This is a genomic window from Paenibacillus polysaccharolyticus, assembly GCF_023714295.1.
Classification (GTDB): domain Bacteria; phylum Bacillota; class Bacilli; order Paenibacillales; family Paenibacillaceae; genus Paenibacillus; species Paenibacillus polysaccharolyticus_A.
On sequence record NZ_JAMAUN010000010.1, the window covers coordinates 240,394 to 259,251 of the forward strand.

19 protein-coding genes are annotated in these 18,858 nt (G+C 46.9%); 15 read left to right on the plus strand and 4 right to left on the minus strand.

Features of this window, described 5'->3' with window-relative positions; translation table 11 throughout:
* Window positions 1–17: 17 nt before the first annotated feature.
* The gene (locus tag M3629_RS21875) at window positions 18–929 is read right to left on the minus strand and encodes a TIGR01777 family oxidoreductase (RefSeq protein ID WP_251510251.1); all 912 of its coding nucleotides are present in this window, start codon (window positions 927–929) and stop codon (window positions 18–20) included.
* Window positions 930–1,101: 172 nt separating this feature from the next.
* Window positions 1,102–1,569, minus strand: a complete 468-nt coding sequence (locus M3629_RS21880) for a DUF2621 domain-containing protein (RefSeq protein WP_251510253.1) — start codon at window positions 1,567–1,569, stop codon at window positions 1,102–1,104.
* A 167-nt stretch (window positions 1,570–1,736) separates the two neighbouring features.
* On the opposite strand from M3629_RS21880, the gene M3629_RS21885 reads away from it, so the two are divergent.
* Window positions 1,737–2,843 (plus strand): deoxyribonuclease IV, encoded by a 1,107-nt coding sequence (locus tag M3629_RS21885; protein ID WP_251510255.1) that lies wholly within the window; start codon window positions 1,737–1,739, stop codon window positions 2,841–2,843.
* A gap of 67 nt (window positions 2,844–2,910) precedes the next feature.
* On the plus strand, window positions 2,911–3,804 hold the full coding sequence (gene purU, locus M3629_RS21890) for a formyltetrahydrofolate deformylase (RefSeq protein ID WP_251510257.1): 894 nt from the start codon (window positions 2,911–2,913) through the stop codon (window positions 3,802–3,804).
* A gap of 108 nt (window positions 3,805–3,912) precedes the next feature.
* On the opposite strand, the gene M3629_RS21895 is transcribed toward purU, so the two are convergent.
* The gene (locus M3629_RS21895; protein ID WP_251510259.1) at window positions 3,913–4,392 is read right to left on the minus strand and encodes a hypothetical protein; all 480 of its coding nucleotides are present in this window, start codon (window positions 4,390–4,392) and stop codon (window positions 3,913–3,915) included.
* Between the two features lie 368 nt (window positions 4,393–4,760).
* On the opposite strand from M3629_RS21895, the gene tkt reads away from it, so the two are divergent.
* The 5 genes from tkt (at window position 4,761) to M3629_RS21920 (ending at window position 10,221) form a co-directional block, all read left to right on the plus strand.
* Window positions 4,761–6,803: a transketolase gene (gene tkt, locus M3629_RS21900; RefSeq protein ID WP_251510261.1), complete on the plus strand. Its 2,043-nt coding sequence runs from the start codon at window positions 4,761–4,763 to the stop codon at window positions 6,801–6,803.
* A 154-nt stretch (window positions 6,804–6,957) separates the two neighbouring features.
* Complete coding sequence (locus tag M3629_RS21905) at window positions 6,958–7,275, plus strand: pyrimidine/purine nucleoside phosphorylase (protein ID WP_251510263.1); 318 nt, start codon at window positions 6,958–6,960, stop codon at window positions 7,273–7,275.
* Window positions 7,276–7,457: 182 nt separating this feature from the next.
* A complete protein-coding gene (locus tag M3629_RS21910) occupies window positions 7,458–8,813 on the plus strand; it encodes a glucose-6-phosphate isomerase (protein WP_251510265.1) in 1,356 nt (451 codons plus the stop codon).
* A gap of 167 nt (window positions 8,814–8,980) precedes the next feature.
* Window positions 8,981–9,613, plus strand: coding sequence for a YigZ family protein (locus tag M3629_RS21915; protein ID WP_090918449.1), 633 nt, complete (start codon window positions 8,981–8,983; stop codon window positions 9,611–9,613).
* Window positions 9,614–9,618: 5 nt separating this feature from the next.
* The gene (locus M3629_RS21920) at window positions 9,619–10,221 is read left to right on the plus strand and encodes a TetR/AcrR family transcriptional regulator (protein WP_251510267.1); all 603 of its coding nucleotides are present in this window, start codon (window positions 9,619–9,621) and stop codon (window positions 10,219–10,221) included.
* Between the two features lie 169 nt (window positions 10,222–10,390).
* Here the strand turns inward: M3629_RS21920 and M3629_RS21925 are convergent, their stop codons facing one another.
* The gene (locus M3629_RS21925) at window positions 10,391–10,792 is read right to left on the minus strand and encodes a secondary thiamine-phosphate synthase enzyme YjbQ (RefSeq protein WP_251510269.1); all 402 of its coding nucleotides are present in this window, start codon (window positions 10,790–10,792) and stop codon (window positions 10,391–10,393) included.
* A 422-nt stretch (window positions 10,793–11,214) separates the two neighbouring features.
* On the opposite strand from M3629_RS21925, the gene cysT reads away from it, so the two are divergent.
* The 8 genes from cysT to clpP all read left to right on the plus strand — a co-directional run bounded on the left by cysT (window position 11,215) and on the right by clpP (window position 18,362).
* Window positions 11,215–12,030: a sulfate ABC transporter permease subunit CysT gene (gene cysT / locus M3629_RS21930; RefSeq protein WP_123063322.1), complete on the plus strand. Its 816-nt coding sequence runs from the start codon at window positions 11,215–11,217 to the stop codon at window positions 12,028–12,030.
* Window positions 12,027–12,824, plus strand: coding sequence for a sulfate ABC transporter permease subunit (locus M3629_RS21935; protein ID WP_251510271.1), 798 nt, complete (start codon window positions 12,027–12,029; stop codon window positions 12,822–12,824). The genes cysT and M3629_RS21935 overlap by 4 nt, the downstream gene beginning before the upstream one ends.
* A gap of 1 nt (window position 12,825) precedes the next feature.
* On the plus strand, window positions 12,826–13,890 hold the full coding sequence (locus M3629_RS21940) for a sulfate/molybdate ABC transporter ATP-binding protein (RefSeq protein ID WP_090918047.1): 1,065 nt from the start codon (window positions 12,826–12,828) through the stop codon (window positions 13,888–13,890).
* 45 nt (window positions 13,891–13,935) lie between these two features.
* Window positions 13,936–15,003 (plus strand): sulfate ABC transporter substrate-binding protein, encoded by a 1,068-nt coding sequence (locus tag M3629_RS21945; RefSeq protein WP_251510273.1) that lies wholly within the window; start codon window positions 13,936–13,938, stop codon window positions 15,001–15,003.
* Between the two features lie 126 nt (window positions 15,004–15,129).
* A complete protein-coding gene (locus M3629_RS21950; protein WP_251510275.1) occupies window positions 15,130–15,576 on the plus strand; it encodes a hypothetical protein in 447 nt (148 codons plus the stop codon).
* A 235-nt stretch (window positions 15,577–15,811) separates the two neighbouring features.
* Window positions 15,812–16,606, plus strand: a complete 795-nt coding sequence (locus M3629_RS21955) for an MBL fold metallo-hydrolase (protein WP_251510277.1) — start codon at window positions 15,812–15,814, stop codon at window positions 16,604–16,606.
* Window positions 16,607–16,778: 172 nt separating this feature from the next.
* Window positions 16,779–17,762, plus strand: a complete 984-nt coding sequence (locus M3629_RS21960) for an RNA polymerase sigma factor (protein WP_251510278.1) — start codon at window positions 16,779–16,781, stop codon at window positions 17,760–17,762.
* Window positions 17,763–17,780: 18 nt separating this feature from the next.
* Complete coding sequence (clpP, locus tag M3629_RS21965) at window positions 17,781–18,362, plus strand: ATP-dependent Clp endopeptidase proteolytic subunit ClpP (protein WP_251510280.1); 582 nt, start codon at window positions 17,781–17,783, stop codon at window positions 18,360–18,362.
* Window positions 18,363–18,858: the final 496 nt, after the last annotated feature.

Here is an 18,858-nt window from a genome sequence, read left to right on the forward strand (position 1 = left end):
GCAGTCTGTTTTCCCGTCTAGTCTGACAATCCGCGATGCTTCAAGTCCTCCAGAGCCTCGGTCAATGTGGGGAAGGTAAATTGGAAACCGTGATCCAAGGATTTTTGCGGAATGACCCGTTGTCCTTGAAGCAGGACGACGGATAGTTCACCAACCAATGTTTTGATCAGGAAGCCGGGTACAGGGAACCAGTGAGGACGATGATAGACTTTGCCCACTGTACGGCCGAATTCGTCATTGGTTACCGGGTTGGGTGAAGAAGCGTTAACCGGACCCGAAATTTCTTTGTTATGAATAGTAAAGTCAATCATTCGAACGATATCCATAATATGAATCCAACTGGTCCACTGCTTGCCGCTGCCGATCTTGCCACCAAATCCGAGCATATAGGGCAGTTTCATGAGTGGGAATGCCCCTTTTTTATGACCCAAAACGAGGCTGACCCGGATTTTGACCAGTCTTACATCCTTGATGGCATCGGCAGCGGCTTCCCATTGTTCCGAGACGCGAGAAGGGAAATTCATCGACCTTTGCGGACTGCTCTCATCGAAGGTTTCATCAGGTGAGGTTCCGTAGATCGCCATGGCTGAAGCCTGAACAACAACTTCCGGCTTTTGCTCTAGCGATTTTACCAATTTAGCAACTCGGGCAACTGTCGTAACTCTGGATTCTACTATTTCCAGTTTGGCCTTCGTTGTCCAACGCTGATTTAGCGTCTCGCCCGCTAGATTCACCAGAGCATCAAAACCTTCCAGTTCCCGCGGCATTTCTTCGAGCTGATCCCAAGATATATATGTAAGGTTTTTACTCGGATTATGCATGTCAGGAAGCTTGCGAGTGATTACTTTCACATGATGTCCGGCCTGCAACCAATAATCTACAAGTGCTCCTCCGACGAATCCGGTTCCTCCACAAATGGCAATTTTCATATTGAACATCCTCTCTTATGGGTCAAAAAGCCCCGCAGGGTAAGTTAAATGAATGAAAGGACTTACCGAGCGGAGCTAACTTGTGTTTAATTTAACCAAATTGGTGCCATATCTAACGAGGCTGGCCTGCTTTATTTTCCAATCGGTTCATACGCTATAATTCATCAAAAGATTATTTCATCAAATGGCGATAAGGGGTATAGTCGATTTTGTTTTTCTCCAAAAACTTCACCAGAAATTTGTTGTCCCGCTTTGGTGTCGCAATGATATAACCTTTAATGCAATGATCTCTTGACACCTCGGTCGCATGATCTTCCACGGCGATTTTACCGATCTCGGCAGCAATGGAATGTTTGGCAATGTCACGAAATGGTCCGGGAACAGGCTCAACCAGTTGATCCAGAAAGGCTTTGGCTTCATCCGTCCACAAGTGACGGCTTGTCTCGACCCAGTGATTCTGCCAATCCAGCTTCGACTTTCCGTCTGCCTTGGGCAGCACCTTCAGGAACTTGCGCATCATGAAAAATCCACCAATGCACATGCTACCTAGCAACACAAGCGTCCAGAAAGCAATCGTATTCATAAACCAGTTGCTGGGCGAATTGCTCGTTAGAAGCTGGGCATAGGTATTAAAAATCATTGCCAAATCACCTCGGTTTATTGATTTTCACGCCCTGATGAAAAGGCGTCCATGTTCCGTAATTTGCTGTCAAAAATAGCCTCTCATTCGAATTATATCGCATTTCTAGATTTATTTCGATAATCGCGTTATGATAGTGGATAATTCAGAAAAAGGGGGATCTATTGATGCTGAAAATCGGCTCCCACGTGTCCTTTTCGGACAAGGGATTATTGAGTGCAACGAAGGAAGCGTCCTCGTACGGTTCCAGTTCGTTTATGATATATACGGGTGCACCGCAGAACACACGCCGCAAGCCTATTGAATCGATGTTTATTGAGGAAGGCAAACTTGCAATGCAGGAAGGCGGATTTGAGGACATTGTTGTGCATGCTCCTTATATCATTAACCTGGGCTCTTACAAGGACAGCACATATGGACTGGCTGTGGACTTCCTTCAGGAGGAAATTCGCCGTACTCACGCCATTGGCGTGAAAAACATCGTATTGCACCCTGGTGCATTTACGGATAAGGATGCTCATTACGGTATCGAACGTATTGCACAAGGATTAAATGAAGTGCTCGATGGTATTCAGGAAACCGATGTGAATATTGCGCTGGAGACGATGGCTGGTAAAGGAACCGAAATGGGCCGGAGCTTCGAGGAACTTGCACAGATTATTGAGAAAGTGAAACATAACGAACGTCTGACGGTGTGTATGGATACGTGCCACATTCATGATGCGGGTTATGACATTGTCAACGATCTGGATGGTGTTCTGGATCAATTTGATCGAACGGTTGGACTTGACCGCATTGCTGTAATGCACATTAACGATAGTAAAAATGCTGCCGGTGCACGCAAAGACCGTCATACACCGATTGGATCGGGCTGGATTGGTTTTGAAGCGATCAACCGCATTGTAAACCATGAGAAGCTGAATAATCGTCCATTCATTCTGGAAACGCCGTGGATTGGTAAAGATGCCAAAACCCAGCGACCGATGTATGAAATTGAAATTGCATTGCTGCGAGGAGATGTGGAAGGCCGCTTCGGTCAGGAGTTCCTGAGTGAAGTCGAGCAAATGCAGCATTTCTTCAAAGGCAAAGAACTGGATTCCCGTGCTTATGTACTTGATGTGTGGACACTGCTCAAAAATGATGCCAAAGCCAAAAAAGCTGATCCGCGTGAACCGCTGGAACGCTTGTATGACATGGTGACAGAGGCGGCATTGTTCCCGCATTTGAACGAAGAAAAAATCAATCACCGCTTGATTGCTTGGCTTGCAGGTTAATTCCTGCAAGTCTTGCCTGATATAGTTCATGTATGTCTTGTCTAATTGAAGGAGGAAGATTAACCCGATGGAGATTCACGCGAAACAAATACGACCTGATGATCAAAACCGCGCCAATCGAGCGCGTATGCTTATTTCCTGTCCGGATGGTCCGGGAATTGTAGCAGCGGTATCACATTTTTTGCATCAACATGGTGCCAACATTGTACAGTCTGACCAGTATACGATGGACCCGTCAGGCGGTATGTTTTTTATGCGGATCGAGTTCGATCTACCGCAACTGGAGAGCAACTTAGCGAAGCTGGAAGCGGATTTTGCCGATGTGGCAACACGTTTCGAGATGGAGTGGTCTCTTTCAGCGGTTAGCCGCAAAAAAAGGTTGGCTATTTTTGTATCCAAAGAGGATCATTGTCTGGTAGAGCTGCTCTGGCAATGGCAGGCTGGCGATCTTGATGCGGATATTGCGCTTGTGGTCAGCAACCATTTGGATATGAAAAACTATGTAGAGTCTTTCGGCATTCCGTATCACCATATTCCGGTTACAGCCGATACGAAAAAAGAAGCGGAGCAACGTCAGCTGGAAGTGATCGGCAACGATGTGGATGTGATTATTCTCGCTCGTTACATGCAGATTATTTCTCCGATGTTTATTGAACATTATCGCAACCGCATTATCAACATCCATCACTCGTTCTTACCCGCCTTTGTTGGAGGTAAGCCCTATGCTCAGGCCTATAACCGCGGTGTCAAAATTATTGGAGCAACCGCGCACTATGTAACGGAAGAGCTGGATGGCGGCCCGATTATTGAACAAGACGTTCAGCGTGTAAGCCATGGAGACAATGTGACTGAATTGAAACGCATTGGACGTACCATTGAGCGTGTTGTGCTTGCGCGGGCTGTAAAATGGCATGTGGAAGACCGCGTTCTTGTACACGAAAATAAAACAGTTGTATTTTAAGTTTAGGTTTGCGCTTTAATACTGTGCAAGGTTGATCCGTAACCTCATAAGAGAGTTACTCGGTAACCATGCAGACTTCGATGCATTATCAGGCCAAGCGGCTCCAGTTTAATGATAAACTGAGTGCCGCTTTTTGGCGTGCAAGTATTTTTCGCATAGACTTAGCGAAACACCAAAGAGAAGATGGCCAATGACCCAATAGAAAATGGCACCAGCATCTTTCAGATCAGGCACACGTGAGGATAACGGTGATAAAGGGAGATAGAGCAGGGAAGAGGCGGCGCCGAGAAGTATGCCTCTGCTGACTGGACGGCCTGAACGTCTGATCCACCAGATGTAGAAAATCCCGATGACAACAGATACAGCCAGGTGTAAAGAAAATTCGATCCATTCGGGCAACCGCGGGGGAAGCCCTGGCACAAAATCAATGTTCAGTAGCAGGGTGTACACTTTTTCGCCAGTTAATGCCTGAACCGCTTTTAGAAATAGTCCTAGAAAAATGCCACTAACGATACCGGTTATGATCCCCGAAAACCAGGGTAATGATAATTTTAACGAATTAGACGGGTTTTGCGTCCGATCTGGCATTTCAAGCCCTCCTTGGATATGAAGCATATCTAATTGAAAAATAAACCGCTAACCGTATGCCCGAATCGAGAGGCGCTGATCAGCACATGCCAATTTTCACGTTAATCTCTAAAATGTGTATGGTTTTCGGGTTAAAGGTTATACTTCATCCGATGGATTAACAGGTTTCATGATGATCACCTGAATTTTCCGTAACTTTCTAAAAGAAGGTTATGGAAAAGCTTCACGGCAAGTGATACAATACAAAAGTGAATAAGTCAAAATGAAACATTCAAGCGGATTCACTTATTGTTTATGCGGTTTGCTTGTATGATGAGAGGGACTCGCTTGCGCACCCGACTTATCTAAAGACATGAGGAGGACAAACCATGACTGACAAGAACGAAGCGATTCAAAAGGACGAGAACACCACAATCGACAACCTGTCGATTACAACCGTACGTACTTTGGCGATTGATGCAATTGAGAAGGCAAATTCCGGACACCCGGGTATGCCGATGGGCTCCGCTCCAATGGGGTACCAGCTTTTTGCAAAAACGATGACTCATAACCCGGACCACCCGACTTGGATTAACCGGGACCGCTTTGTGCTGTCCGCAGGACATGGCTCCATGTTGCTGTACAGCTTGCTGCACCTGAGCGGCTACGATCTTCCTATGGAAGAATTGAAACAATTCCGTCAATGGGGAAGCAAAACTCCGGGTCACCCGGAATTCGGACATACAGCTGGTGTGGATGCAACTACCGGACCACTGGGTCAAGGTATTGCAATGGCAGTCGGTATGGCTATGGCTGAAGCTCAACTGGGCGCGACTTACAACAAAGATCAATTCAACGTTGTTGATCACTACACATATGCAATCTGCGGTGATGGCGACCTGATGGAAGGCGTATCTCATGAATCTGCTTCCCTGGCTGGACGTCTCGGCCTTGGCAAACTGATCATGCTGTTCGATTCCAACGACATCACACTGGATGGTAAACTTGATCTTTCCTCTTCCGAAAGCATCGCTAAACGTTTTGATGCGTATGGCTGGCAAGTGCTACGTGTTGAAGACGGTAACGATCTGCCCGCAATTGAAAAAGCAATCAAAGAAGGTCAAGCAGACACAGCACGTCCTACATTGATCGAAGTGAAAACCGTTATTGGTTACGGTAGCCCGAACAAACAAGGTAAAGGCGGCCATGGCGGTACTCACGGATCTCCACTGGGTGCAGAAGAAGCTAAACTGACTAAAGAATATTATAAATGGGTATATGAAGAAAACTTCCACGTACCAGCTGAAGTGCGCGATCACTTTGCTCAAGTCAAAGAAAAAGGTATCGCTGCAAACAAAGCTTGGGACGAGCAATTTGCGGAGTACAAAAAAGCATATCCTGAACTGGCTGCTCAGTTCGAAACAGCAATTAACGGCGACCTTCCAGAAGGTTGGGATCGTGATCTGCCTAAATATGCAGCAACAGACAAAGCGTTGTCTACGCGTGTAGCTTCCGGTAACGCTCTGAACGGTCTTGCACACAATGTGCCTCACCTGACAGGTGGTTCTGCTGACTTGGAAAGCTCCACAATGACTCACTTGAATAACTTGGCTAACTTTACTCCAGAAGATTATTCTGGCCGTAACATCTACTTCGGTATCCGTGAATTCGGTATGGCTGGTGCGATGAACGGTATGGCATTGCACAGCGGGGTGAAAGTATTCGGCGGTACGTTCTTCGTATTTACCGACTACCTGCGTCCGGCTGTTCGTCTGGCTGCACTGATGAGCCTGCCAGTAACGTATGTTCTGACTCACGACAGTATCGCTGTTGGTGAAGATGGTCCTACGCACGAGCCGATCGAGCAATTGGCTTCCCTCCGTATCATTCCGAATCTGACAGTGATTCGTCCGGCTGACGGTAACGAAACTTCTGCAGCTTGGGCTTACGCACTGGAGAACAAGAGTAACCCGGTTGCCTTGGTACTGACTCGTCAAAACTTGCCGATCCTCGAAGGTACTGTAGAAGGTGCACGTGAGAACGTGAAACGTGGTGCTTATGTGGTGTCCGATGCTAAAGACGGTAAAGCGGTAGCGCAAATCATTGCTACAGGTTCTGAAGTACAGCTCGCTGTTAAAGCTCAAGCTGCACTTGCTGAGCAAGGGATTCAAGTTCGCGTAATCAGCATGCCGAGCTGGGATCTGTTCGAGAAACAAGACAAAGCTTACAAAGAGTCCGTTCTTCTTCCGGATGTTAAAGCTCGTCTTGCGATCGAAATGGCTTACCCAATGGGCTGGGAGAAATATGTTGGAGATCAAGGTGACATCCTTGGAATCAGCACATTTGGTGCTTCCGCGCCTGGCGACCGTGTAATCCAAGAATATGGTTTTACTGTGGATAACGTAGTTAGCCGCGTAAAAGCATTGCTGTAATAAGAACTTTATACTTCAACCGTCTGTCATGGGCCGAACGTCTTCCGGCGCTTCTGGCTCATGGCAGTTGTTATTTCCGCAGAGTCAAGGGCGGCATGGTTGCCCTGATCTGTATTGCCTTTTGTTTTCATTAACTTCAGGGGAGCGGGTACGCATGTCACAATTCGATCAAGTCAGTGTAGTGAAAAAGGCCAACATTTATTATGATGGTCAGGTAACCAGTAGAACGGTTATTTTGGGGGATGGCAGCAAAGTGACGCTAGGTATCATGCTTCCAGGTAACTATGAGTTCGGTACAGATTCCCGCGAAATTATGGAGATTCTGTCCGGCGATCTGAGAGTATTGCTTCCTGGTGAAGAAGAGTGGCAAGAGATTCAAGGCAAAGCTACATTCCATGTGCCTGCTGAATCCAAATTCAAACTGGAGATACGCAGCGTTACCGACTACGTCTGCTCGTACCCGGCGGAATAACACAAGAAGGGGAACTCGAACCGCAGTGCTGCGGATTCGATTTGCCCTTTTTGCTTCTTGATTGTTAACAGTTAAGTTCATGTGTAAGCTTGTCAGCAGGGTGGATTTGAAGTATCCTTAGGACAAGTTGTTTAACATGGAAAACGGAAATATTATACCGATATCAGGAGGTTTTTGAGATCATGGCAAAAAAAGTGACATTTGACTATAGTACAGCTTTGCAATTTGTGAACCAGCACGAAGTAGACTATTTCGCTGAACCGATCCGCTTGGCTCACGAGCAACTTCATAACGGTACAGGAACAGGTTCAGACTATCTAGGATGGATCGACCTTCCGACAGCATATGACAAAGAAGAATTTGCCCGCATTCAAAAAGCGGCTGCCAAAATCCAAAGCGATTCCGAAGTGTTGATCGTGATCGGTATCGGCGGGTCATATCTAGGAGCACGCGCAGCGATTGAAATGCTGACACATTCTTTCTACAACAACTTGCCGAAGGATAAACGCAAAACTCCTGAGATTTATTTTGCAGGTAACAACATTAGCTCCACTTATGTGACACACTTGCTCGATCTGGTAGAAGGTAAGGACTTCTCCGTGAACGTTATTTCCAAATCCGGTACAACAACAGAACCAGCGATTGCTTTCCGTATCTTCCGTGCGGCTCTGGAGAAAAAATACGGGAAAGAGGAAGCTCGTAAACGCATCTACGCAACAACAGATAAAGAGCGCGGAGCACTCAAAAAGCTTGCGAATGAAGAAGGTTATGAATCTTTCATCATCCCGGATGATGTAGGCGGACGTTATTCCGTACTCACAGCCGTAGGTTTGCTGCCAATCGCAACAGCGGGAATCAACATCGAAGAAATGATGCAAGGTGCAGCTGACGCTTCCAAAGAGTACAGCAACCCGAATGTAGCGGAGAACGAAGCGTATCAATATGCTGCCGTTCGTAACGCATTGTATCGCAAAGGTAAAGGCACAGAGATTCTGGTGAACTACGAGCCGTCCTTGCACTTCGTATCCGAGTGGTGGAAACAGCTCTTTGGTGAAAGCGAAGGTAAAGACTACAAGGGGATCTATCCTGCATCCGTAGATTTCTCCACAGACTTGCACTCTATGGGTCAATTCATTCAGGAAGGTAGCCGGAACATTTTCGAAACCGTTATTCAAGTCGCAGAAGTATCCGAGCACATTTCCATTGAAGCTGATGCGGAAGATCTGGACGGTTTGAACTTCCTGGAAGGAAAAACGATGGATTTCGTCAACAAAAAAGCATTCCAAGGAACGTTGCTCGCACATACAGATGGCCAAGTTCCAAATCTGATTGTGAACATTCCAGATATGACTCCATATTCGTTCGGATATCTGGTATACTTCTTTGAAAAAGCATGTGGCATCAGCGGATATTTGCTGGGTGTGAATCCATTTGACCAACCGGGTGTGGAAGCATACAAGAAAAACATGTTTGCATTGCTGGGCAAACCAGGTTTTGAAGAAGAGAAAGCAGCGCTTGAAGCAAGACTTTCCGAATAATTCATGGCTCTGCTCATATAGTTAAATAAAGATGTTAAGTCCATCCGGGAATGTGAGCTTTTACAGAGTATCGTTTCCCGGATGTTATTAACCAAGGCAGTTCATCCGCAACACGCGGGGAACTGCTTTCTTGTAAAATGGATGATTTACGGAAAGTTGGATTGGAAATGATTGAACGTTATCGAACGGTTCGAGGATCGGGACAACTGGAAATTGTGATCAAAAAATCACGGTTTATCGGTCATATTATGCCCGTCTCAACTGAGGAGGAAGCTATTGCTTTTATTGATGATATCAAGAAAAAACATTGGAATGCGACACATAACTGCTCGGCGTACATGATTGGCGAGCGGGATGAGATTCAGAAGCAGTCTGATGACGGGGAACCGAGTGGTACAGCGGGGAAACCCATTCTTGAGGTGATCAAGAATCAGCAATTAAAGAATGTAGCAATTGTCGTTACACGATACTTCGGGGGAATCATGCTTGGCGCTGGTGGGCTTATTCGTGCGTATACAGATGGAGCTGTGGCAGCGATTGAAGCAGGAGAAGCCATTACCAAAGTGCTGCATCGAGAAGTATTTGTCGAATTGGATTATACGTGGCTTGGAAAAGTGGAAAATGAGTTAAGGGGCCGGGAAGTGCGTACAGGTGAAACGGCTTTCACCGATAAAGTTACGTTAACGTGTCTTCCGCCGGATAGTGAAACCGAGGCATTTATCGCCTGGATCACGGATTTGACGCAAGGGCAATCCCGGATCACGGAGGGACAGCGGCTTTATTTTATTGAAGGGGAATAAAATATATGGCTAGAAGAGCAGTCGAACAGGAGTTGTCGAGGGAGCGGATACTGGAGGCGGCGAGGCATCTTTTTATTACCAAAGGATACCGCGCCATTTCGATGCGAAGCATCGGCCAGCATCTAGGCTATAGTCATGGGTCGCTGTATTATCATTTTAAGGAAAAAGCAGAGTTGTTTTATGCGATCGTGGTAGAGGATTTCAACCATCTGGGACATCTACTGTTGCAAGCCATGGTCAGGCCGGTTGCAGGCGGCGTGAACAAAGTGGAGCATATTTTGATGGAGTTTATTCGATTTGGTCTGGAAAACCCATATCAATACGAGATTATGTTTATGATTCGGGACGAGGAGTTATTGTCCTATTGTCGAACGGAACAGGGACGTTGCTTCGAATTGTTTGCGTCGATTATCAGACAGTATATGAAGGAAGAGGGATGTGCCGAAGAAGATATTCAGCATGTGCCACGTACTTTGTTTCTGGCTATGCACGGATTCATATCGTATCATATTCAAGACCGTTTAACGTTTGCGGAGATTGAATCCTCTGCGTTGACTCATGTGAGAGTATTGTGCCGTAACTTGGGTCAGCAGCCTAGCGAGCAATAATTGCCGCTTATGCCTGTCCCTACACTTCAAGGCGGTGATTGATCATAACGTTAACTCTTTATTACGTTATCATGCGAAAGATATATTCCTTATACGCAGAAGACAGGCGTTCCTGACCCCGGTACAGGGTGGAGCGCCTGTTTGTGTTTGTCTTTTTTGGAGACGAAACTTAACCTTCCATAATTTTGATGAAATATTCTCGATTACGTGGCCCATCAAATTCACAAAAATAGATGCCTTGCCACCGTCCCAAGAGTAGTTTGCCTTCATGCAGGATGACAGTCTGTGACGGACCGGTAGTTATTGATTTGAGGTGAGCGGCTGTATTTCCTTCAGCGTGACGATACTGAGGGTGCTCCCATGGGTAAACCTCATCGAGACGTAATAAAACGTCATGTTTAACATCGGGGTCCGCATTTTCATTAATGGCAATCCCGGCTGTTGTATGAGGACAGTAGATGAGCACGGTGCCATTCTGTATTCCGCTGCTTTGCACCACCTCTTTTACCTCCCGTGTGATATCCTTCATTTCATCTCTTGCAAATGTTGATATATTTTTTGTGTATAACATGTCTTTCCTCCTTATCGTTGTAATGACTCTTCTCAATTTTAACTCCCTAGATAGTAACTTAACCACCTGAAGATCAACAAACCTCATTGATTCTACAGGTAGAAATAAACGATTTTTAAAAGGATGTATACAAGGATGAAGGCTACACAAATGTTTGTTTATATTGAACGGAATTTCGCCAATGTAATGTACTGAAATCGTTTATTAAAAATGGGGAAATTTGTGTATTCAAGGCATCAAATAGTTCGAATAAAAGCATTGACGATCAGCACTGCAAACTGGTAAAGTATCAGATAAGCAAAAACCAAGTAGACTAATGGGAATAATAATAAAGTAAACTTATCCAACTCAGGAAAATGTCGTATGAAGTCAGGTAGACTGCCGACCGGAGTTAAAGCCGGAGGCTGGGAGGGAACACAGTAATGAACACCGTTCTTCGTCACAAGGGATGGACTTGGGGTTTTCGCAGTACCGTATTGTTATATTTCATCGTGCTCATTGTACTTCCAATCATCGGTGTATACGCCAATTCCTTCTCCGAAGGATGGAGCAATTTTGCTGAGAGTATCATGGACCCGATCGCATGGAAGGCAGTATTATTAACGGTTCGTCTGGCCGTGGTCGCCGCTTTAATTAATGTGATCTTGGGAACTATGATTGCTTGGGTGTTAACAAGATATCGATTCGTTGGCAGATCCTTTCTTAACAGTCTCGTCGATTTGCCTTTTGCGTTGCCAACAGCCGTAGGCGGTCTGATGATTATGCTGTTGCTCGGCCCGATCAGTGCTGTCGGGAAACTGGCTGAATCCATGGGGTTTGAAATTGTTTTTCATCAGCCTGCGATTGTGATTGCGATGACCTTTGTTACCTTTCCTTTTGTCATCCGGGCAGTGCAGCCTTTGCTGGAGGAGATCGATCCTTCCGAGGAAGAGGCTTCGTACACGATGGGTGCTTCCAAGGCACGTACATTCATGCAGGTCATTCTGCCATCCATGGCTCCCGGCATGATCAGCGGCGGAATGTTGGCTTTTTCCAGAGCGCTCGCTGAATTTGGCGCAGTTGTACTGGTTGCCGGTAACATTCCAGGCAGAACACTAACCGCTTCCGTTTTTATCTATGGAGAGATTGAAAGTGATAACCCGACAGGGGCGGCAGCGGTATCCGTATTGTTGCTAACACTCTCCTTTCTGATCCTCTGGCTGATCAATCTCGTACAGATGCGGGGGAGAAGAAGATGAGAAGACTCTTAATCGGACTTACGTTTGTAGTATTCACATTGCTGTTGATCATTCCTCTCGGACGGATTCTGATTGGCGCATTTGAGGACGGTGCAGGCGGTTTTATTAAAGGCATTATGCGTCCGGAGGCGCTTCACGCACTGATGATGACAGGGCTGGTCGTTCTGGTGGTTACCCTGTTAAATACATTGTTTGGCATCATGATGGCGATTTATCTGGTCCGTGCAGGCTGGCTGAGTGATCGGGTGAAAGGACTACTTAACAGCATTGTGGATTTACCTTATGCGGTATCGCCGGTTATTGGCGGTTTGATGATTGTTTTGTTGCTTGGACCAAACAGCATCATGGGAGGATTTTTTGAGGGCATCGGATTTAATGTGGTTTACGCTTTTCCAGGGATGGTTATTGCCACGTTGTTCGTTACGTTCCCGTTGATGGTAAGGGAAGTTATGCCCGTCCTGCAAGAGCTAGGTTCGCAGCAGGAAGAGGCGGCTTCCACACTTGGAGCCTATGGCTGGAGAACGTTCTGGAGTGTTACCTGGCCTTCCATCCGCTGGGCAGTGGTCTATGGTCTGGTTCTGACGGTAGCGCGTTCACTGGGAGAATTCGGGGCGGTATTGGTCGTATCCGGTAACATTATGAATAAAACGCAGACAGCAACAACGCTGGTGTATCAGGATGTAGAGAATTTCAACGTGTCAGCCGCAAACGGTGTGGCATTGGTGTTGGTAACCTTCTCCGTAGGACTGCTGCTCCTGATGGAATGGGCCAAGAAGCGAAAGGAAGTGCATTGAGATGCATGTAGAAGTTCGTGATCTGAACAAACACTTTGGTGATTTTCATGCGGTAAAAGATGTCTCGTTCGATATTGCCAAAGGCCATCTGATCGGTTTACTCGGCCCCAGCGGAGGAGGGAAAACGTCGATTCTGCGTATGCTCGCAGGGCTCGAAAGTCCAGGCTCGGGGGAGATCCGTTTCCACGGAAAAGTCGTGAATCATCTGCCGCCTCAAGAGCGAGGCATTGGATTTGTATTTCAAAACTATGCGTTGTTCAAACATATGAGTGTTTTTGATAATATTGCGTTTGGTCTCAAGGTGAAAAAGACACCTAAAGCCCAGATTCGTGATCGCGTGATGGAACTCGTTGAGCTGACTGGGCTGAAAGGTTTCGAACAGCGTTATCCGCACCAGTTGTCGGGTGGACAGCGTCAACGTGTGGCCTTTGCCAGAGCGCTTGCGCCTGAGCCGCAGTTACTGCTTCTGGACGAACCGTTTGCCGCCATTGATGCTAAGATTCGCCAAGAGCTTCGTTCATGGCTGCGTGAGCTGATCGAGCGGGTAGGCATCACGTCCATCTTTGTTACTCACGACCAGGATGAAGCGATTGAAGTCGCAGACGAGATTATGATTATCAGCCAAGGACGTTTGGAACAAAAGGGTACTCCTTGGGATATTTATAAAAATCCGCAGACCCCATTCGTGGCGACTTTTATTGGGGAGTCTACGGTGGTGGAGGATGCCTCTCAGCTGAAAGGTTTCGAACATGCGGTGCAAGGTGGCAATACACGTGCGCTGATCCGACCGGAGTACATCGAGATTGGACTCAAGAATGAATTCACCATGCTGTCTGCAACGGAAAAAGGGATCGTAAAACATCTTCACTTCCGTGGTAGTGAATGGATGGTTGAAGTTGAGGTGGAGGGACATAAGCTCATCACCTATCGCTCATTGGAGAAAACGACACTGGAGATCGGGCAAACGATTCGTGTGCTTGTGCATCGTGCCTATTTGTTCAATGACTCGGAGAGCTGGGTTGTTGAGAACCGACTGAAAGAAGACCCGATGCCTGTCATGATCTAGCGCCTGTTATTTTAGAATAAAGTAGAAATGAAAGAAGGAGCGGCCATGCAGACGAGCCAACACAAAAAGAAATTTATACCTCTATACGTAATTCTGATGCTTGTGCTCGTCTGTGTGACTGCCGGATGCAGCAAGCAGGAGCCAGGGCAGCCAGCCACCGTGCCTAGTGGAGATTCGTCGCACACACTGGTTATCGGTGCATATAGCGTAGCGAAGGATGCCGTAGGCGAACTATTGCCAAAGTTCCAAGCGGAGTGGAAAGCCAAGACGGGACAAACGGTTAACTTCCAAGAATCCTATGAAGCTTCGGGAACACAGGCGCGAGCGATCGTTGGCGGTTTTGAAGCGGATGTAGCCTTGCTTGCGATGGAAAGTGATATCGATAAACTGGTGAAGGCCAAGCTGGTCACTACGGATTGGAAACAAACGCCGAATGAGGGCATGATTACACGTTCAATCGTTGTACTTGGTACACGAGCAGGCAATCCACTGGGGATTAAAGATTTCCAGGATTTAACCAAGCCTGGCGTGAAGGTGTTGTATCCTAACCCGAAAACATCCGGCGGTGCACAGTGGGATATTAATGCAATCTATGGTACGGGACTGAAGCTGTCGGAGGAGAAAGAGGGCAAGAAAGACCCTGCCGCAGCGAAAGCATTTCTGGAAGAGGTGCACCAGAACGTTGAATCCCTGGATAAGAGTGGCCGTTCCTCGATGGCTGCATTTGAATACGGTGTAGGGGACGTCATCGTAACATACGAAAATGAATTGCTCGCCCGGATCGCAAAGGGTGTAGATTATGATATCGTGGTGCCGAAAAATACAATACTCATCGAAAATCCCGCAGTGGTGGTGGATAAATATGCCGACAAACATGGTAATCGGGAGCTGGCGGAAGCCTTTATCGCATACTTGCGGACACCGGAAGCGCAGCGTATTTTTGCGAAACACGGCTTCCGCTCGGTAGATCCGGACGTATTTGCCGAGACGAAAGAATCGTTCCCGACACCAGCGGGGTTGTTTGATATCAACTATCTGGGTGGATGGGATGAGGTGCGTAAGACACTGTATTCCAAGCGCGGCGTATGGTATCAGGTACTGGCGGGACTGTAGTAGCTAATATGAACCTTCATTTGCGGCAAGCCGAGATGGAGGTTTTTTACTGCCAAAAGGTTATAATAGGAAGTATACTAATACAATATGTTGGCATAATCGTAATTGCAGAGAGGTGTGACCGTAATGAGTACAGAGATTAAATTGTCCCAAAGCACAGCGATTCGACTGGAGCAGGCCCGTGGCAAGGGCATGTCAGAAGCGGATATATTAAAAGCGATTCAAGCCAAGGATGTAGCGGCATTTGATAGCGTATCCGAGGAGCATTATCGGTACGATACGTTTTTCTCGTATGCGGACGAGCATGGGGAGAACTTGGAAAGGGCTCTCCAGAACGGATATCGAATTACGTTTAATACGCGTGGAGGGCTTGGCATCTGGCTGGAAAAAGCATTTAATCTGCAAGCAGACAAGGATTTCGCGGTGGGTGAGGGCATCATCACCGGTTTGCAGTTGACTGCAGAACAGGCTGAGGTGCTAGAGCAACGTCTGGCATGGAACTGGGTCATCACGGATGCCATAGAGGTTCCTGCTGGCCGTGAACTGACGTTGAAACTGCGTGCCCTGGTGTGAGCGGACGCATATGGAATCATCATGTCTAAGGCTGGGTTTCTCCAAGCCCGGTCAGACGACAGACTTTCCCGGTCAGCTGTGATGAGCTGTGAGTGGGGGAGTCTTTTTTTTGCAAAAGCGGAGGTAGGGGATTACAATTTACATAAAATATTTGTGGCACAACTTTGTTGATTACGAAGGAAGAGACATCACATCTGAGCTGAATCGGCTTCAGGGAGCGAGAGGGGAATGCGGAATGAATCAGCTCACATTTCTGGGCACAGGCGACGCCATGGGTGTCCCAAGGGTGTATTGTAGTTGTGAGGTATGTGCAGAGGCGAGGCAGACAGGAGAAAATCGACGAAAACGTTCATCGGTCATGATTCATGACGGTAGTCACGTGGAAGATCAGCCTGAAGACGGGATGTTTATGATCGACTGTGGGCCGGACTGGCGCTCTCAGATGGAAGATCAGGGAATGCGTATGGTGCATACGTTGCTGATTACACATGCGCATTTTGATCATATTGGCGGCCTGCCGGAATGGGCGGATGCGTGCCGTTGGCTAGGCGTGAAGGGTAAGCTGTATGCCCCGCGTGAGGTAATCGTTACGATACAGGGACAATTTCCGTGGCTCGCTCGTCACATGGATTTTATGGAAATGGATAACGGGATTGAACTCGGTGGATGGGAGATTCGTTCCTGGAAGGTGTGTCACGGACACAATGGATTTTCGTACGCTTATCGATTGGAACGTAGGGGGTATGCTTGGGCTTACTGTTCGGATGCTATAGATTTGAAGGAAGACGAGAAGGAACTGTTGTATGGACTGGATCTACTGGTATTGGGCACAAGTTTTGTGCATGAGCTGGCGGAGTTTTCGACGCGTTCGGTGTACGATATGCAGGAGGCGCAGGAGCTTTTGCGAGAGCTGAAGCCGGGATACACTTATTTTACACATATGTCCCATGATGTAGATGTAAGGCAGGACTATAAACTGGATCAGGGCATTACCATAGCACGAACAGGCATGACGGTGACGCTGGGCTAAGATTCGATGTCGATGTGAAATCAGGATTCGGCATTGAAATTGGAGAGAATTTGAGGTTGAGGAATAGATTTTGTTGTAAAAAATAAATTCAGAAGAGCGTATCCTTTTCAGGAGGTTCTTCGTTTACATAATGAAACACTTAATCAGGAACAAACAAAGGGGGGCCCCCGAGATGGCCTTTGTGAAGTCCGCAGATTGCGAAGTCAACAGACTTGAGCATGAATGGAGTAACACGCGTAATTACAAGACGGATCATGTTGGAGATGGCGGAATTACTAATCAAACGAACCAAGCTAGTCCAATAAATCAGATTACTACAACGAATCAGAGATATGACATGGATTGTACAAAGGATGCTGATGGGAAACGTGTTTCGTGTCCCACGTTGCACGATGTATTGCCTGACCTGATGGCTTCACTCTATGCATATTGCATGTCACTGACTAAATCGGTGACAGAGACAGAGGATCTTGTACAGGAAACTTGCCTTAAGGGATTATCGTCTGAGGTGGTGCAAGCTTCCGAAAGATCAGACACGTCGTTTAATTGGGAGGCTTATCTGATTCGGATTGCACGCAATACATGGATTGATGGAATTCGTAGGCAGGAGAAGCTTCGATCTATTCTCGCGGAGATGAAACCTGTGATGTCCGAATGTACGGAAGAAGAATCATTTGAAGAGCTGGAGTCTGCGGTGCAGCTGTTAGTTCACACCTTGCCACCATGGCAACGAGCAATCTATATTTTACGTGAAATCTTGGGATATAAGGCGGCAGAGACTGCTGAGATGCTGCGTACAACCGAAGGTGCTGTAAAAGCGGCATTAAACCGCGCCCGTACAGCGGTAAGCAAGGTTAGGCATAATTTGCAGGAAGCGGGGATAGAGTCTGCGGTGGAACAGGGAACGATGAAAGAGCCCGCTGATCTGGAGCAAGAGCAGCTCCGCAATTATCTTATGGCTTTCCGCCAAGGGGATGCTGCACGTCTAATTGATCTGTGCCTGAACCGTATGGATGATCCTATGGCTGTGGCGGGTACGATTCTGCAACAGGTTCTGCCGTCTCAAGCGATGCAGCCAGTGATGTACGGTTATGCTACTTCAAGTACGAATTCGATGAATTATGGAAGGGCGAATACGGTCATCATGGCTGCCTAATATAAGGAGGCGACACATATGAACGTAGTACCTTACGTTGTTGAACAGACCGCTCGCGGTGAGCGGAGTTATGATATTTATTCACGTTTGCTGAAGGACCGCATCATTATGGTGTCAGGAGAGATTGAAGATCAGATGGCCAATGCCATTGTGGCCCAATTATTGTTTTTGAGTGCCGAAGACCCGGATAAGGATATTCAGATGTATATAAATTGTCCTGGGGGATCGGTGACAGCGGGTTTCTCCATTTATGATACGATGCAGTTTGTGAAGCCGGATGTATCCACCATATGTACAGGAATGGCAGCGAGCTTTGGTGCGATACTGCTGGTGGGTGGAGCAAAAGGCAAACGAATGGCGCTGCCCAATAGCGAGATTATGATTCATCAGCCTCTTGGCGGCACCCGGGGACAGGCGGCAGATATGCTGATTCATGCCAATCGAATTATTGAGCATCGTCATCGTCTTAATCAGCTGCTTGCCGATCATACAGGGCAGCCACTGGAACGCATTGAAAAAGACTCGGACCGAGATTACTTCCTGACCGCAACTGAAGCGGTAGAATATGGTCTGGTGGATAAGGTGGTTACAGGTGCATAAAGCACGAGATAAAAGCGAAAAGGCTGTAAGAGCCAAGTGGGGCTCTTGACGGTGAACTTTAAGGGGCAACAGGAGACTGTGGTCCCTTTATTTTTTTGTAGCCCAGTAGAAAAAACAAAAAGAATTGCATGCTCATTAAAATAATTAAGAAATGAATTCATTCCGATTACCCAACTAGCGGTCAAGCGCTAACGATCACAGATGAGCTTATTTGCTGCTTTTCAGGTGATTTGAAAATGTAACGATCTCAGGAGAGCCTATTTTAGTTATTTGCATGGAAAATGGGCAAAAATTGCACGTTTTCATAGAAATAAGGTCGCTGGTGATCGTTACATTTTTTAGTTCGTGGAAAACGCCTAAATAAGGTTTCTGGTGGACCTATGTCAAGAAAGTAGACACTTACGCGACGGATTTGTCCGTAAACTTCTTCGCAAAACGAGCAGGGGAAAGATAACCTAGCGCACCATGCATTCGCTTGCGGTTGTAATAGAACTCA

Bases quoted from the DNA above. Each gene is read 5' to 3' on its own strand.
- purU (WP_251510257.1), top strand. From the start codon at position 2,911: ATGGAGATTCACGCGAAACAAATACGACCTGATGATCAAAACCGCGCC.
- M3629_RS21925 (WP_251510269.1), bottom strand. From the start codon at position 10,792: ATGTTATACACAAAAAATATATCAACATTTGCAAGAGATGAAATGAAG.
- M3629_RS21960 (WP_251510278.1), top strand. From the start codon at position 16,779: ATGGCCTTTGTGAAGTCCGCAGATTGCGAAGTCAACAGACTTGAGCAT.
- M3629_RS21945 (WP_251510273.1), top strand. From the start codon at position 13,936: ATGCAGACGAGCCAACACAAAAAGAAATTTATACCTCTATACGTAATT.
- M3629_RS21880 (WP_251510253.1), bottom strand. From the start codon at position 1,569: ATGATTTTTAATACCTATGCCCAGCTTCTAACGAGCAATTCGCCCAGC.
- M3629_RS21940 (WP_090918047.1), top strand. From the start codon at position 12,826: ATGCATGTAGAAGTTCGTGATCTGAACAAACACTTTGGTGATTTTCAT.
- clpP (WP_251510280.1), top strand. From the start codon at position 17,781: ATGAACGTAGTACCTTACGTTGTTGAACAGACCGCTCGCGGTGAGCGG.
- M3629_RS21915 (WP_090918449.1), top strand. From the start codon at position 8,981: ATGATTGAACGTTATCGAACGGTTCGAGGATCGGGACAACTGGAAATT.
- M3629_RS21910 (WP_251510265.1), top strand. From the start codon at position 7,458: ATGGCAAAAAAAGTGACATTTGACTATAGTACAGCTTTGCAATTTGTG.
- M3629_RS21950 (WP_251510275.1), top strand. From the start codon at position 15,130: ATGAGTACAGAGATTAAATTGTCCCAAAGCACAGCGATTCGACTGGAG.
- M3629_RS21955 (WP_251510277.1), top strand. From the start codon at position 15,812: ATGAATCAGCTCACATTTCTGGGCACAGGCGACGCCATGGGTGTCCCA.
- M3629_RS21875 (WP_251510251.1), bottom strand. From the start codon at position 929: ATGAAAATTGCCATTTGTGGAGGAACCGGATTCGTCGGAGGAGCACTT.
- cysT (WP_123063322.1), top strand. From the start codon at position 11,215: ATGAACACCGTTCTTCGTCACAAGGGATGGACTTGGGGTTTTCGCAGT.
- M3629_RS21885 (WP_251510255.1), top strand. From the start codon at position 1,737: ATGCTGAAAATCGGCTCCCACGTGTCCTTTTCGGACAAGGGATTATTG.
- M3629_RS21920 (WP_251510267.1), top strand. From the start codon at position 9,619: ATGGCTAGAAGAGCAGTCGAACAGGAGTTGTCGAGGGAGCGGATACTG.
- tkt (WP_251510261.1), top strand. From the start codon at position 4,761: ATGACTGACAAGAACGAAGCGATTCAAAAGGACGAGAACACCACAATC.
- M3629_RS21905 (WP_251510263.1), top strand. From the start codon at position 6,958: ATGTCACAATTCGATCAAGTCAGTGTAGTGAAAAAGGCCAACATTTAT.
- M3629_RS21935 (WP_251510271.1), top strand. From the start codon at position 12,027: ATGAGAAGACTCTTAATCGGACTTACGTTTGTAGTATTCACATTGCTG.
- M3629_RS21895 (WP_251510259.1), bottom strand. From the start codon at position 4,392: ATGCCAGATCGGACGCAAAACCCGTCTAATTCGTTAAAATTATCATTA.